The organism is Aquitalea denitrificans (assembly GCF_009856625.1).
GTDB classification, from domain to species: domain Bacteria; phylum Pseudomonadota; class Gammaproteobacteria; order Burkholderiales; family Chromobacteriaceae; genus Aquitalea; species Aquitalea denitrificans.
Genome location: NZ_CP047241.1, coordinates 3,239,979 through 3,253,461, shown reverse-complemented (window position 1 = coordinate 3,253,461; position 13,483 = coordinate 3,239,979). Strand labels below are relative to the sequence as shown.

At 61.6% G+C, this 13,483-nt stretch carries 12 protein-coding genes; 1 reads left to right on the top strand and 11 read right to left on the bottom strand.

The window, feature by feature from the left end:
- Window positions 1-7 precede the first annotated feature (7 nt).
- Window positions 8-1,141 carry a M14 family metallopeptidase gene (locus GSR16_RS14775; RefSeq protein ID WP_159878682.1) on the bottom strand — a complete coding sequence of 378 codons (1,134 nt, stop codon included), beginning with the start codon at window positions 1,139-1,141 and terminating at the stop codon, window positions 8-10.
- A gap of 345 nt (window positions 1,142-1,486) precedes the next feature.
- On the opposite strand from GSR16_RS14775, the gene GSR16_RS14770 reads away from it, so the two are divergent.
- Entirely contained in the window at window positions 1,487-2,308 is an 822-nt protein-coding gene (locus GSR16_RS14770) for a response regulator (RefSeq protein ID WP_159878680.1), read from the top strand.
- 60 nt (window positions 2,309-2,368) lie between these two features.
- On the opposite strand, the gene GSR16_RS14765 is transcribed toward GSR16_RS14770, so the two are convergent.
- From GSR16_RS14765 to hpaD, 10 genes are all read right to left on the bottom strand, one after another.
- Entirely contained in the window at window positions 2,369-3,307 is a 939-nt protein-coding gene (locus GSR16_RS14765; protein ID WP_159878678.1) for a p-hydroxyphenylacetate 3-hydroxylase reductase component, read from the bottom strand.
- Window positions 3,308-3,342: 35 nt separating this feature from the next.
- A complete protein-coding gene (locus tag GSR16_RS14760; protein ID WP_159878676.1) occupies window positions 3,343-4,509 on the bottom strand; it encodes a p-hydroxyphenylacetate 3-hydroxylase oxygenase component in 1,167 nt (388 codons plus the stop codon).
- A 313-nt stretch (window positions 4,510-4,822) separates the two neighbouring features.
- Complete coding sequence (locus GSR16_RS14755) at window positions 4,823-6,001, bottom strand: porin (protein ID WP_159878674.1); 1,179 nt, start codon at window positions 5,999-6,001, stop codon at window positions 4,823-4,825.
- Between the two features lie 108 nt (window positions 6,002-6,109).
- On the bottom strand, window positions 6,110-7,453 hold the full coding sequence (gene hpaX / locus GSR16_RS14750; protein ID WP_240902500.1) for a 4-hydroxyphenylacetate permease: 1,344 nt from the start codon (window positions 7,451-7,453) through the stop codon (window positions 6,110-6,112).
- A gap of 200 nt (window positions 7,454-7,653) precedes the next feature.
- Entirely contained in the window at window positions 7,654-8,454 is an 801-nt protein-coding gene (hpaI, locus tag GSR16_RS14745) for a 4-hydroxy-2-oxoheptanedioate aldolase (protein WP_159878672.1), read from the bottom strand.
- 132 nt (window positions 8,455-8,586) lie between these two features.
- Window positions 8,587-9,390 carry a 2-oxo-hept-4-ene-1,7-dioate hydratase gene (gene hpaH / locus GSR16_RS14740; protein WP_045847043.1) on the bottom strand — a complete coding sequence of 268 codons (804 nt, stop codon included), beginning with the start codon at window positions 9,388-9,390 and terminating at the stop codon, window positions 8,587-8,589.
- Between the two features lie 9 nt (window positions 9,391-9,399).
- Window positions 9,400-10,863, bottom strand: coding sequence for an NAD-dependent succinate-semialdehyde dehydrogenase (locus GSR16_RS14735; protein ID WP_159878670.1), 1,464 nt, complete (start codon window positions 10,861-10,863; stop codon window positions 9,400-9,402).
- Window positions 10,860-12,053 carry a Bcr/CflA family multidrug efflux MFS transporter gene (locus GSR16_RS14730; protein WP_159878668.1) on the bottom strand — a complete coding sequence of 398 codons (1,194 nt, stop codon included), beginning with the start codon at window positions 12,051-12,053 and terminating at the stop codon, window positions 10,860-10,862. The genes GSR16_RS14735 and GSR16_RS14730 overlap by 4 nt, the downstream gene beginning before the upstream one ends.
- An 8-nt stretch (window positions 12,054-12,061) precedes the next feature.
- A complete protein-coding gene (locus tag GSR16_RS14725; RefSeq protein WP_159878666.1) occupies window positions 12,062-12,442 on the bottom strand; it encodes a 5-carboxymethyl-2-hydroxymuconate Delta-isomerase in 381 nt (126 codons plus the stop codon).
- A gap of 61 nt (window positions 12,443-12,503) precedes the next feature.
- The gene (gene hpaD / locus GSR16_RS14720; RefSeq protein ID WP_159878664.1) at window positions 12,504-13,352 is read right to left on the bottom strand and encodes a 3,4-dihydroxyphenylacetate 2,3-dioxygenase; all 849 of its coding nucleotides are present in this window, start codon (window positions 13,350-13,352) and stop codon (window positions 12,504-12,506) included.
- Window positions 13,353-13,483: the final 131 nt, after the last annotated feature.

Sequence of the window (13,483 nt, the reverse complement as noted above, 5' to 3'; positions counted from 1 at the left end):
CCGGTCTTCAGGCTGATAGCAGTTTGCCAGTTTTGAATGCCTGCGCCGTGGCTACCTTGGCTACGGTCATTCCGGCTGTGGCATAGGGATGTAGCTCATGTGCATACAACATGCCGCCGTATGCCGAGCTGAGTACTGCCACCTTGTCCTGCAACGGGTCGATGACTTCGGCCACCGGCTGTCCCGCCGTTACCACGCTGCCTGGCGGCAGCAAAAAGCTGACCACACCCGGATGGGGAGCAAGCAGGTTTTCGGACCCGGCCAAGGGGGTTGCCGGATAAGGTAGCGGTGGTAAGGCTGCGGGTGTAGCGCCGGTGATCAGCCCGCGCCAGCGCAGGAAGTTCAGAATGGCAGTTGCATCCTGTGTGGCCAGTTGCCGGTTTACCTGATGCTGGCCACGCAATTCTACTGTAACCGACAGGCAGGCCATTTCGATGGGGACGTCCAGCCCATCCCGCTGGCACAAGGCCTGCAATTCCCACCAGGTCTGGCTGCAGGCTTCGTCAAAGGGATAATCACCCGATTCGGTAGCCAACAGCTGCGCATGCGATTGCAGATAGCGAGCCAGTGGTTCGCATTGCTCCCATAGTGGTGTGCCGGTATAGACATGCAACGCTGCATTACTGTCGCAGTGCAGGTCCAGCACGATGTCGGCATCGGCCGCCAGCAGCATCAGTGTCTTGCGCAGGCTGACCAGCTCGGTGGGTTCGGTCAGCTGCCGCAGGTGCTGGCGCATGGCCTGCCGGATATGGGCGGTATTGCTCTTTGCATCTGCACCCAGTTGGTTTTTTACCGCGGCATAAACCGCGTTGGTGAGTTGCGGATAGTGGCGGTTGAAATTTTGTCCGCTGGCCAGGTCGAAACGGCCCAACTGATAACCCTGTATCGACTGGGCGTGCCCGATGGGGTTGGCTTGCGGAACCAGAATGATTTCCCCGGCAATTTTGCCTTGTTGTTCCAGCTCCTGCAGCTGCTGTTTCAGTTCCCAGGCGGTCAGCATGCCGGGTAGTTCGTCCGCATGCAGCGAGGCCTGGATATAGGCCTTGCCAGCAGGGCTGCCCGGCTGACCAAAGTGAAAGCTGGATAGCTGGCGCTGTGTTCCCAGGCAGCTGGAGGTAAGAGGGTGGTGGTGGTGGATCATGCTTGCTCCGTCTCTGGCCACTTCAATGTTCTGGCCTTGTTGCCATCAGACAGCAATGTAACCCGTTGTGCCTGGGATGTCTCGGCAATGTTTTTGCCTGCTGTCTGCGGCTCGGATGCGACACATCACCTGCATTTACTGTGTCGATTGGCGAGCTATGCGCTGACCTTTTGCATGATCAGAAATTTCTTATTGTTTGTTGAGAAATAACCCGGATAGTGATGCCGTTCCCCTTTCTAAGCTTAAAGCGCTTCTTGCGTGAGCCCGACAAGCGGATGAAGAGGCGGGAGTGTCCAGATAATCAAATCAGGTGTCAGTGTCATGTCAAACAATCAGATTTTTTCAATGATGCAACGCATCAGCAGCCGGCCGCAGAGTGCAGTGTCCGAATCTGGCCCCGGTGCATATGGCGCACTGGACAGCCAGGGGCAGCCGGCTGCCGGTCTCTGGGCCGAAGGCCTGCAACCACGGGTATTGGTGGCCGAGGACAATCTGGCCAATCTGTTTTTGCTCAACAGCCAGTTGCAACGGCTGGGCTGTGAGGTGGCGGGGGTCAGCAACGGACTGGAGGCGCTGAATCAATGGCGGCTGCAACAGTTTGACTGCCTGCTGACCGACCTGGGCATGCCTCAGCTGGATGGCTTTTGTCTGGTGCGGCAACTACGCAGCGATGGTGATATGCGTCCGGTCATTGGCATATCAGCCGACCCGGGTGAGAAAGAGTGGCAACGAGCACAGGAAGCCGGCTTCAATATCCTGCTGGCCAAGCCGGTAACCTTGCCGGTGCTGCATACCACCTTGTTGCGTTTTAGCCTGGCAGTCAGCATGCAGCGGCTGCCGGTTTATGTGAATGACAGCCTGTCCGCCCTGTTTGATGGCGATGCGGTGTTGATGAAAAAGTTTGTGTGCAAGCTGCTGGACAGCAACCGGCATGACCTGGCTGAAGCGTTTTCCTTGTATGACCGGCAGCAGTGGATGGATCTGGCGCAGGTGCTGCACAAGATTAAGGGTGCAGCCCGGCTGATCGATGCCCAGCAGGTGGCGCGTGACTGCGAACAAATGGAAAAAGCCTGCAAGCTTGGACATGCCGAGCAGGTGGGTATTCTGCTGGAGGATCTGCGTCATCGCCTGCAAACGCTGGAGCAGCAGCTGCAAGCCATGCCGTAATGGAGTTGGACCGCTTCAGGGGCGGCGAGGCCGCGCCTGAAGCCGTTGAGGTACTTGAGGCTAACGTTGGCGGATGATGCCCTGCAGTATGTTTTTCAGTACCGATACCTGTTCTGCATCGAAGCCTCCCAGTAGTTCCTGCTGTTGTTGTTCTGCCAGATCGTGCAGGGCTTCTGCTTGCAAACGGCCCTGTTCGGTCAGCCTGTAGTGTTGCTCCTGAAGGCTGATCAGCTCCTTGCGCAGCAGCATGGCCACTGCCTGTTCCACCTCCCGTTCAGGCATGTTGACTGCGCCATGCAGTGCCGCCAGATCAAGCCCGTCCTCCAGCACCAGCAGCATGCGTGCCTCACTGGTGCGCAGCCCTGTTGCCAGTTGGCGTGGCTGGTAGTGATTCTGGTAAGTACGCACAGCCTGGGTCAGCAGATAGTAGATATTGTTGTCCAGGCGCTTTTGCAGGTTGCTGCATGCCAGCGCCGGCAGCTCTTTTTTCTGCTGCAGACTGTGCGGCAAGGCCATGGCATAACTGCCCTGATGGTAGAGCAGGGGTGCCCGGCCAAAGTCGTCCAGTGCCACCACCTTGCCCAGCATGATCCAGTGGTCGCCACCGTCATGCATGGCATGGCGTTCGCACACGAAGCGGGCGGCGCAGTCTTCCAGCAGCGGCGCGCCACCGGCACCCTGCGTGTGCGGCACGCCGGCAAAGCGGTCGTCACTGGGGCGGGCAAAGCGGTTGGACAGGCTGATCTGGTCGGCTGCCAGGATATTGACGGCAAAGTGACTGGCCGAGGCAAATACCGGGTAGCTGCCCGAACGCTTGTCTATGCTCCACAGAATAAGTGGCGGGTCCAGCGATACCGAGTTGAAACTGTTGGCGGTGACGCCCACTTTTTGTCCATCGCTACCGCAGGCCGTCATCACAGTGACGCCGGTGGCAAAGTTACCCAGCGCGCGGCGGAACAGACGCGGGTCGTCCGCGCTGGCCGGTGGTTTGCTTGTCATCCTCATCTCCTTGTTTTGCTTGTTGTGAGGTGGTGTCAGACCATGCTCGGGTCGGGTTCCAGACCCATCAGTTCGCGGCCAAGGATCTGGGTGCAGACATCGTAATCGGTATAAGCGTGGGCACCGGTCATGTGCGAATCACGGAACAGGCGTTGCAGCTCGTTGCCTTCCATCCAGCTGGTGGCACCGGCGGCGCTGAACAGGCGGTCCACTGCTTCGATGCACATCTTGACCGCATAAGCCTGATTGGTACGCCAGTAGGCCAGTGTCAGGCGGTCCGGGTAGGCACGGCGACGGCCGTGAGCGGCATGATCCTGCCAGGTCTTCTCCAGCAAGGCCCGGGCGGCGGCTACCTGATGGGTGGATTCGGCCAGACGCATCAGGGCAGGCGTGGCGGTGCCGACACTGGCCCCGGTGTAGGCCCGCACGCGATTGGCGGTTTTGTCCTTGAATGCCTGCAACATGCGTTCGGCAATGCCCAGGCTGATGGCGGCAAAGCCGCTGGCAAAGTAGGGCCGATACGGGGTGGTGAAAATATCGCTGTCCGGATACAGGCCAAAGCCGCTGGAGCGGCCTTCCATCATGTCCTTGGCCGCTTCGATACGGTGATTGGGGATGAAGGCATTGCGAATCACCAGGGTTTTGGAGCCGCTGCCCTTCATGCCCATGGCAAACCAGTTGTCGCGGATTTCATAGTCGCTGCGTGGCAGCACGCCAAAGCTGTACACCAGTTCGCCCTCGGTATTTTTACGGCGCATGCCGACAATGGCCCATTCGGCATGGTCACAGCCGCTGCTCCAGCCCATTTCGCCGCTCAGATAAACACCGCCTTCGGCTTCTTCGATCTGGCTGAACGGGGCGATGCTGCTGCTGGCGGTGGCGTGCGGGTTGTCGCCCCAGATTTCATCCTGCAGCTGTTGCGAAAACATGGCCAGCTGATGGCTGTGGGTGCACAGCAGGCTGAATGCCCAGGCGGTGCCGCCACAGGCACCGGCCAGTGCGGCCACACAGTCGGCAAACTCCGGCAGGGAGATTTCCAGTCCGCCGTATTTCTTCGGCTGGAAGGCGCGATGCATGCCTATGCTCTTGAGTAGACGGATATTCTGTTCCGGCACCTGGCGCATGGCTTCGGCCTGGTCCGCGTTGGCGGCGATTTCCGGCAGGATTTGCTGGAGGCGGGCCAGCAGGGTGTTCTCGCTCATGAATGTCTCCTGTTGCATGTATTTTATTAATAAGTTAAGTATTTGTGCCGTGAACAAGGCAATACGGCAGCTAGCTTGCACCTGGTGTTGTTGTGGTCTGACGAGCGCGGAAGCTGTGCTTGCTGACTGCATTATGTAGCCCACCCAATAGCCATGAAATACAAGTTTCAGGTTGATTACTGTACTTTTCATGGATTGATTCGACCTTGCACCAAAAGGCAGATGCGGCAAAAAAACAGCCGCCCAGCAAGGAGCGGCTGACAAGGATGGTGCAGCTGAAAGGAGAATCTGCCCATCTGGAGCGAGTTTGGCGTCAGAAGCTGTGGCGCAGACCCATGGCGAGCCCGTGCACCGTACTGCCGGCGGGCACACTGCCAATACTGCTGAAGCCGAAATCATAGGCGGCGCTGCCATGATTCCAGATTTGCGCATAGAGGGCCTTCAGCGTGGTGTGACGCGACAGGTCGTATTCGTAGCCCAGCTCGGCATGGCGTGCCCGCCCGCTATCGCTGGCTGCGCTGCCTTGCAGCTTGCCGGACTCGCCATACTGGCTGATCAGCCGTCCATGGTCGCCGACGCCGATAACGGCCTGGGCATACCACACATTCTGGCTGAGGCTGCTGCCCTGATAACTGGCGGCGGCAGTGGGGGTGAGCTTGCCATCCGTGTGGTCGAGCAGCAGGCCGATACGGCTGACTTCGCCAAAACGGTAGTAGCCGCCAGCGCGCAGGTTCCATACCTGGCGGAACTGGGTTGTACTGCTGGCAGCATCATCCACACCGGTGTCGATGCGCTCGTAAGCGGAGGTCAGCAGCCATGGGCCACCGCGATAGCTCAGCCCGAGGTCAAACACGCTGGCGGCATGGCTGGCACCGGCGGCGCGTGTTTCCACTGCGTCATAGCCCACGGTTGCCGTCAGCCCCTGCCAGCTGGGGCTGGTGTACTGCACGGCGTTCTTGCGGCGGGTGTCGAAGGGGCTGGTGCGCACCAGGGTGTTGCCATTACCGTCGGCCGGGGTGGCGCTGCCATAGCTTTTCAACAGGCCGTCAGCGGACAGGATATTGCCCAGTTTGCCCAGCAGCGCGCCGGACATGCCAATGCCGGTATTGCCCTGATTGACATCCAGCATGCCGGCCACCACGCGGGTGGGCGGGCTGATCAGGCCGGCCTGCACATTGCCGGCGGGTGTGGCCAGACCGACAAAACTGTCGCGGGTGCCGAAGGTGGCATAGGACGGCGCGCTGTCCAGCCACAGATTGCTCTCCAGTTGCCAGTAGGCGCTCAGTCCGTTGCCCAGCTCTTCACGGCCCTTGAAGCCGATCAGCGAACTGTCCGAACTGATGCGGCGCACGCTGTTGCCAGCCTGACCGTTGGCAGCGCCACGAGTGCCGACCGATTCGATGGTTTCGTCCAGCGTGCCGTACAGGGTGACGTCGGCGTGGGCCAGCAGTGGCAGCAGGAACAGGGCTGCCCAAAGATGTTTGCCTTGCATGGTATGGCTCCGGTTTGGGCCTGCGTTGGCGATTGATGGACGCAGGCCGTCGCGGTGTGCGGCCCTGAGGCCGGACACCGTGCAGGTAAAAAAGGAAGGGTTAATGGCTCAGTGGCGTGCCGGCTTTTGCAGCGGAATCAGCAGAAACACCAGGGCACCTATCAATAAGGCGGCCACCGCATACAACAGGCCGCTGGTGAAGCTGTGCGACATGTCCTTCAGCCAGCCCACCACGAAGGAGCTGAGCGCCGAACCGATATTGCCGGTGGCGTTGATCAGCGCAATGCCCACTGCCTTGGCCTTGGTCGATAGCGTGGTGTCGGGGGTGGTCCAGAAAATGGTCATGGCGGTAAAGGAACCGGCCGAAGCCATCACGATGCCGGCCAGACGCACCACCGGGTCGCCGGCATAGGCCGTCAGCAGCCAGCCTGCAGCGGCAAACAGCATGGGCAGCACGGTATGCCATTTGCGCTCCTGGGTGCGGTCGGAGCGCGCGCCCCACCACAGCATCAGCAAAATGGTGCCCAGCTGCGGAATGGCGGCCAGGATGCCGATGGTGACATTGCTGCTGCCGGCATTGAAGCTTTTGACGATTTGCGGCACCCAGATATTCACCATGCTCAGGGTGTTGACCAGGCAGAAATAGGCGAAGGCGAATTTCAGCACCGTCGGTTGCAGCAGTTCGTGCATTACGCCGGAATGTTGCTGGGCCGGCTGGTGTGCCTCGGCGTCCAGCATGCCTTGCAGGCAGCGCTTTTCTTCCGGGCTGAGCCATTTCGCCTTGGCGGGCGAGTCATCCAGATAGAACCACACCACCACGCCCAGCACGGCCGAAGGCAGGCCTTCCACCAGAAACAGCCACTGCCAGCCGGCCAGTTGCCAGATGCCGTCCATTTCCAGCAGATAGCCGGATACCACCGAACCCAGTGCTGCGGTCACCGGCATGGCAATCATGAACAGGGCATTGGCGCGGGCGCGGTAGACGCGTGGAAACCAGAGGGTGAGGTAGACCAGCATGCCGGGCAGGAAGCCGGCTTCGGTAATGCCCACCAGCGCACGCAGGATGTACAGGCTGGTGGCGTCATGGGCAAACATGGTGGCGGTGGAGGCAAAGCCCCAGGCCACCATGATGCCGGCCATCCAGCGCCGGGCACCGATACGGCTGAGCATCATGTTGCTGGGAATGCCGCACAACACGTAGGTGATGTAAAAGATGGTGGCGGCAAAGCCGAACATGGTGGCCGTCAGGTTCAGGCTTTTGGCCATGGTGAGGCCGGCAAAGCCGATGTTGATGCGGTCCAGAAAGGAAAATACGAACAGGATGAACAGAAACCAGATCAAGCGTCCGGAAACTTTGCGAATCACCTGTTGTTCTTGCTGTGTGTCGTGCTTGCGCGCCTGATCCATCAGGTCGGGCGCGGTGTGGCAGGTCGTGGCTTTATCCAGACTCATGCGCATCTCCTCTATTGTGTGCCGGGAGCGTTCCGGCGTGTTGTCCTTTGTCGTGGTGCCTGCTCTTGCTGGCAGATCACCTTGCTGCGGTGTGCTAAGTGGCTGTGCGGTCCTTTCGGTTGTGGTTAATTGAATATATTAATTATCTGGTGGCTGGACACAGTGCCAGCGGACAGCCCGGCAGGCTGCCCGGTTTTGTTTCAGTACACCCCACTGGCACCGGCCTGCTGGCCGCCAGTCTTGAAGCGACCGGCCAGTGCTTCGGCACTGCGCGCCAGCACCGTGCTGTCCACCCCGACGGCGACAAACTGCGCGCCAAGCTCAATGTAGTAACGGGCCAGTTTCTCGTCAGCCATCAGGATGCCGGCCGCCTTGCCCTGGGCGCGGATGCGGGCGATGGCCTGTTCGATGGCGGCTTGCACTTCCGGGTGGGCAGGCTGGCCGAGATAACCCATGTCGGCGGACAAATCTGCCGGGCCGATGAACACGCCATCCACGCCGGGCGTGGCGGCAATGGCATCCAGATTGTTAAGGCCCTGACGGGTTTCAATCTGCACCAGCACGCACAGCTCTTGTTCAGCCTGCTTGAGGTAGCCCTCGATGCGGTTCCAGCGCGAGGCGCGGGCAATGGCGCTGCCCACCCCGCGGATGCCATGCGGTGGATAGCGGGTGGCGGCTACCGCCAGTGCCGCTTCTTCGGCGGTCTGCACCATGGGCAGCAGCAGGGTTTGCGCGCCAATATCCAGAATCTGCTTGATGCGCACCGGGTCGTTCCATACCGGGCGCACCACCGGGTGGCTGGGGTAGGGGGCGATGGCCTGCAACTGGCCCAGCATGTCGGTAAGTGTGTTGGGTGCGTGTTCGCCGTCGATCAGCAGCCAGTCGAAACCGGCACCGGCCAGCAGCTCGGCGCTGTAGGGGCTGGCCAGGCTCAGCCACAGGCCGATCTGCACTTCACCGTTTTTCAGCGCAGCCTTGAAGCGGTTGGATGGGTTCTGCATGGAATTTTCCTTAAAAAACAAGAGCAGCTAACAAAATAGCGCAGCGCCCCTGATGCAAGGCGCGCCGACGCAGACAGTACAAGGTGTACGGCCAGGAGGCGCAACGCAGCAGCAGGGTTTTTGTTCGCTGATCTAAACAAAGCGGCAGCTGATGGCACCCAGCGGGCCATAGTCCACATGGAAGGTATCGCCAGCCCGCGCCGGCACCGGGCGGGTGAAGGAGCCACCCAGAATCACCTGACCGGGCTTGAGGCTGACATCAAACGGTGCCAGCTTGTTGGCCAGCCAGGCCACGCCGTTGGCCGGGTGGTTCAGCACCGCCGCGGCCACGCCGGATTCCTCGATCACCCCGTTGCGGTACATCAGCGCGGATACCCAGCGCAGGTCCAGCTCGGACGGCTTCACCGGGCGGCCGCCCATCACCACGCCGGCATTGGCGGCGTTGTCGGAAATGGTGTCGAACACCTTGCGCGGACGGCCGGATGCCGGGTCGATGGACTGGCTGCGCGCGTCGATGATTTCCAGTGCCGGAATGACAAAATCAGTGGCCTGATACACATCGAACAGGGTGATGTCCGGGCCTTTCAGCTCTTTGCCCAGAATGAAGGCTAGCTCCACCTCTACCCGCGGCACGATGAAGCGGCTGGTGGGAATGTCGCTGCCATCATTGAAGAACATGTCGTCCAGCAGGGTGCCGTAGTCCGGCTCGTTGATCTGCGAGGACATCTGCATGGCACGCGAAGTCAGACCGATCTTGTGGCCCTTGATCGTGCGGCCTTCAGCCAGCTTCATCTCCACCCAGCAGCGCTGGATGGCATAGGCGTCTTCAATAGTGATGTCCGGGTAGTCCAGCGAAATCTGGCGGATCTGCTCGCGTTGCTGTTCGGCCTGATGCAGGCGGCGGGCGGTAGTGTGGATGATGTCTTGCGTCAGCATGTGGTCTCCTCAGTTGGCGATGCCGCCAAAGCACAGGTATTTGGTTTCCATGAATTCTTCCAGCCCCAGCCGTCCGCCTTCGCGACCCAGCCCGGACTGCTTGATGCCGCCAAACGGGGCGACTGCGGTGGAAATGGCCCCTTCGTTGATGCCCACCATCCCCGCTTCGATGGCTTCGGCCACCCGCCAGCAACGGCTTACATCGCGGCTGTAGAAGTAGGCGGCGAGGCCCGACTCGCCGCTATTGGCCAGACGGATGGCCTCTGCTTCGTCTTGAAAGCGGATCAGCGGAGCCAGTGGGCCGAAGGTTTCTTCCTGTGCCACCTGCATCTGTTCGGTGACATCGGCCAGCACCGTAGGCTGAAAGAAGTTGCCGCCGCGTGCATGCGGCGCACCGCCGCTGAGCACCCTTGCCCCCAGGCTGACGGCGTTGGCTATATGGCGCTGCACCTTGGCCACCGCGGCCTGGCTGATCAGCGGGCCTTGCTGCATGCCGGGTTCGCTGGCCGGGCCCACTTGCAAAGCCGTTACGGCGGCGGCAAGTTTGCTGGCAAAGGCATCGTAGATGCCGTCCTGTACCAGCAGGCGGTTGGCGCAGACACAGGTCTGGCCGCTGTTGCGGAATTTGGCAAACAGCGCGCCCTGCACGGCAGCATCCAGATCGGCATCGTCAAACACGATGAAGGGCGCATTGCCACCCAGCTCCAGCCCCAGTTTTTTCACCGTGTCGGCGCACTGGCGCATCAGCAATTTGCCGACAGCGGTGGAGCCGGTGAAGCTCAGCGCCCGCACCAGCGGGCTGGCGGTCAGCTCGCCGCCAATGGCCACCGCATCGCTGCCGGTGACCACATTGAATACGCCGGGCGGCAGGCCAGCCTGTTCGGCCAGCGCCGCCAGCGCCAGTGCGGACAGCGGCGTTTCCGCTGCCGGTTTCAGCACCACGGTACAGCCAGCGGCCAGCGCCGGGGCCACCTTGCGGGTAACCATGGCGTGCGGAAAATTCCAAGGCGTGATGGCCGCCACCACGCCCACGCCTTGCCGCACGGTGAGCAGGCGCTTGTCGGTAAAGGGGCTGGGAATCACCTCGCCATAAGCGCGTTTTCCCTCTTCGGCAAACCATTCGATATAGCTGGCACCGTAGGCAATTTCGCCTGCGCTTTCTGCGGCGGGCTTGCCTTGCTCCTGGCTGATCAGCGCCGCCAGTTCACCCTGGTGCTGCAGGATCAGCGCATGCCAGCGCAGCAACATGGCGGCACGCTGCTGTGCAGTCAGCGCCCGCCAGGCGGGCAGGGCGGCGTTGGCGGCAGCAATGGCGCTGCGGGTTTCTGCTGCGCACAGATCGGCCACTTGTGCCAGCAGTGCGCCGCTGGCCGGGTTGTGCACGGCAAACTGCTGTGCGCCTGACAGCCATTGGCCGTTGATATAAGCCTGTTCACGCAGCAGGGATGCGGATGGGCGGGAGTGGGAGTTCATGTCGGTTTCCGAGAAAAACGGATCAATTGCAGACTCAGCCAGGCAGCGACACCACAGGCCATCACCAGCAGGCACATGGCGCGCGGGCTGCCGTCAAACAGGCTGGCCACCAGCGCACTGGCCAGCATGCCGCAGCCAAACTGGCCGGAGACCGCCAGCGCCATCACCGCGCCGGCACGGTCGGCATGCAGTTGCAGCAGCCGGGCCATGGCATTGGGGCCGATACTGCCGGTCATGCCCACGCTGAACAGCAGTGGCAGCACCGTCAGCCACAGGCTGTGTGCACCCAGCAGCCACAGTGCCAGCCCGGCCAGCGCCACCACGCCGCATTGCCATTGCAACAGGCTGTCGATGGCATGCCGCCGCAGCAGATGTCGGTTGAGCTGGCTGAACAGCACGATGGCGACGATATTCAGCCCGAACAAATAGCCGTAATGCTGCGCGGCCACGCCGAAGTACTGGATGTACACAAAGGGCGAGCCGGTGATGTAGGCGAACATCGCGCCAAAGCTCAGCCCCAGCGCCAGGCTGTAGCCCATGGTAGGCAGGTGTTGTAGCAGGTGGCCGTAGGCACGGAAGGCTTTGCCCAGCGTGATGTCCGACCGAGCGGATGGCGGATGGCTTTCCGGCAACTGCCACACCACCAGCGCCAGCGACACCGCACCCAGCAGCGCCAGCAGCAAGAACAGGCTGCGCCAGCCGGCCAGCAACAGCAGCCAGCCCCCCAGCAGCGGGGCCAGCAAGGGGGCGATCATGGTGATCTGCTGCATCAGCGTCAGTACATGGCTGGCTTCGCTCAGCGGAAAGGCATCGCGCACGATGGCGCGTGCCATCACCGTGGCCGCACCACCGCCCATGGCCTGTAGCACGCGCAGGGCAATCAGCTGTTCTGCCGTTTGCACCGCAGCGCAAGCCAGGCTGGCCAGCACATACAGGCTGAGGCCAGTCAGCAGTACCGGGCGGCGGCCATAGCGGTCGGACAGCGGGCCGTACAGCAGCATGCCGCCGCAGAAACCGGCCAGAAAGCCGCCGATGGTCAGCTGGATGCGCGCCACCGGCGCAGCCAGATCGGCGGCAATGGTGGGCAGGGCCGGCAAATACATGTCGATGGACAAGGGGCCGAAGGCCACCAGCACACCGAGTAGCACGATCAGCCTGGCCTGCTGCTGCGGATTGCGGACGGAATGCATGGGTCGGCTTACTTGAAGCGCTGGTGCACATTGTTGTGCTTGTAGCTGAGCTTGGCGTCCAGCTCGCTCAGCTCAAAAGTGAGCGCCAGATAGCGGGCATCAAACAGCGGGGCGAAGTGCTGCTTGATCAGCGCAAACAGGCCCTGCGCGGTGCGTTCGCGCTCTTCAAACGTGCGGCCATGGCCGATTTTCAGGCTCATGTGGACAAAGGCGTAGTCCGCCTCGCCATCGGCCATGCGCCAGGTGTCCAGCCAGACGGCGCGGCTGCGGATGCCGGCCACCGGATACAGACCGGTGCCAATCAGGTAGGCATGGGCTTTTTCGAACAGGCCGGGCAGGTCGGCCTGCTCGCGGATATTGTCGGTGCATTCGACGATGAAATGCGGCATGGAATCCTCCGGGAAAAACAGCCAGCCTGCCGGGGCAGCGCTGGCCGTGCGGGATGGCTAATCAGACCGGTAGCACCACGTTGATCTGGCCGGTGCCGGAGCTGCCAAAGTAAGGGGTGATCACCTCGGCCTTGCCTTGGTATTCGTCCCAGCCCAGCGCGCCCAGCAGCATGGCGGTGTCGTGCATGAAGCCTTCGCCATGACACTTTTCCGCATACTCCGGCAGCATGGCGCAGAAGGTTTTCCAGTCGCCGCGCTGCCACATGTCCACCACTTCGTGGTCGAAGGTTTCAAGGAAGGGGCTCCATACCTTGTGCAGGTATTGTTCGGCCACGCCGTTCTGGGCAAAACGGTGTGACAGCGAACCGCTGGCGAGGAAGGCCACCTTGCCGTCGTACTGTTCTTCCACTGCCTGACGCATGGCCATGCCCAGCCGGGCGCTGTCGGCCAGGTTGTGCACCGTGCACATGGCGGACACCGATACCACCTTGAAATGCTGGTCGGCATTCATGTAGCGCATCGGCACCAGCGTGCCGTACTCCAGCGCCAGCGTGGTGGCATCGTGGGCGCGGGTGTGCACCCCGGCCGCCGTGGCGGCATCGGCCAGCAGCTGGCCCAGTGCCGGATTGCCCGGGTAGGCATAGGGCAGGTTCTTGATGAAATGCGGCAGTTCGTTGGAGGTGTAAACCCCTTCAAAGGCCGGCGCGCAATTGACGTGGTAGCCGGAATTCACTAGCCAGTGGGTATCGAACACCACGATGGTGTCCACCCCCAGTTCGCGGCAGCGACGGCCGATTTCCTTGTGGCCGTCGATGGCGGCCTGACGGCAGCCCTGATGCTGGCCGGGCAGTTCGGAAAGATACATCGACGGCACATGCGTGATCTTGGCCGCCAGGGCGAGTTGTCCCATGGAGTGTCTCCTTTGTAGTCGTGAGGGCGGTGGGCATTGATGTGTGCCACTGCCAGGTGGCCGGGCGTTCTGTGGCGCCCTGACCATCTGTTGTTTTTCAGCTGCTAACAAAATAGCGCAGCGGCACTGCG

Coding starts and splice junctions, on each gene's coding strand:
- GSR16_RS14765 (WP_159878678.1), bottom strand. CDS start 3,307: ATGACAAGCAAACCACCGGCCAGCGCGGACGACCCGCGTCTGTTCCGC.
- GSR16_RS14755 (WP_159878674.1), bottom strand. CDS start 6,001: ATGCAAGGCAAACATCTTTGGGCAGCCCTGTTCCTGCTGCCACTGCTG.
- hpaD (WP_159878664.1), bottom strand. CDS start 13,352: ATGGGACAACTCGCCCTGGCGGCCAAGATCACGCATGTGCCGTCGATG.
- GSR16_RS14730 (WP_159878668.1), bottom strand. CDS start 12,053: ATGCATTCCGTCCGCAATCCGCAGCAGCAGGCCAGGCTGATCGTGCTA.
- GSR16_RS14725 (WP_159878666.1), bottom strand. CDS start 12,442: ATGCCGCATTTCATCGTCGAATGCACCGACAATATCCGCGAGCAGGCC.
- hpaX (WP_240902500.1), bottom strand. CDS start 7,453: ATGAGTCTGGATAAAGCCACGACCTGCCACACCGCGCCCGACCTGATG.
- GSR16_RS14760 (WP_159878676.1), bottom strand. CDS start 4,509: ATGAGCGAGAACACCCTGCTGGCCCGCCTCCAGCAAATCCTGCCGGAA.
- GSR16_RS14775 (WP_159878682.1), bottom strand. CDS start 1,141: ATGATCCACCACCACCACCCTCTTACCTCCAGCTGCCTGGGAACACAG.
- GSR16_RS14770 (WP_159878680.1), top strand. CDS start 1,487: ATGATGCAACGCATCAGCAGCCGGCCGCAGAGTGCAGTGTCCGAATCT.
- hpaH (WP_045847043.1), bottom strand. CDS start 9,390: ATGCTGACGCAAGACATCATCCACACTACCGCCCGCCGCCTGCATCAG.
- hpaI (WP_159878672.1), bottom strand. CDS start 8,454: ATGCAGAACCCATCCAACCGCTTCAAGGCTGCGCTGAAAAACGGTGAA.
- GSR16_RS14735 (WP_159878670.1), bottom strand. CDS start 10,863: ATGAACTCCCACTCCCGCCCATCCGCATCCCTGCTGCGTGAACAGGCT.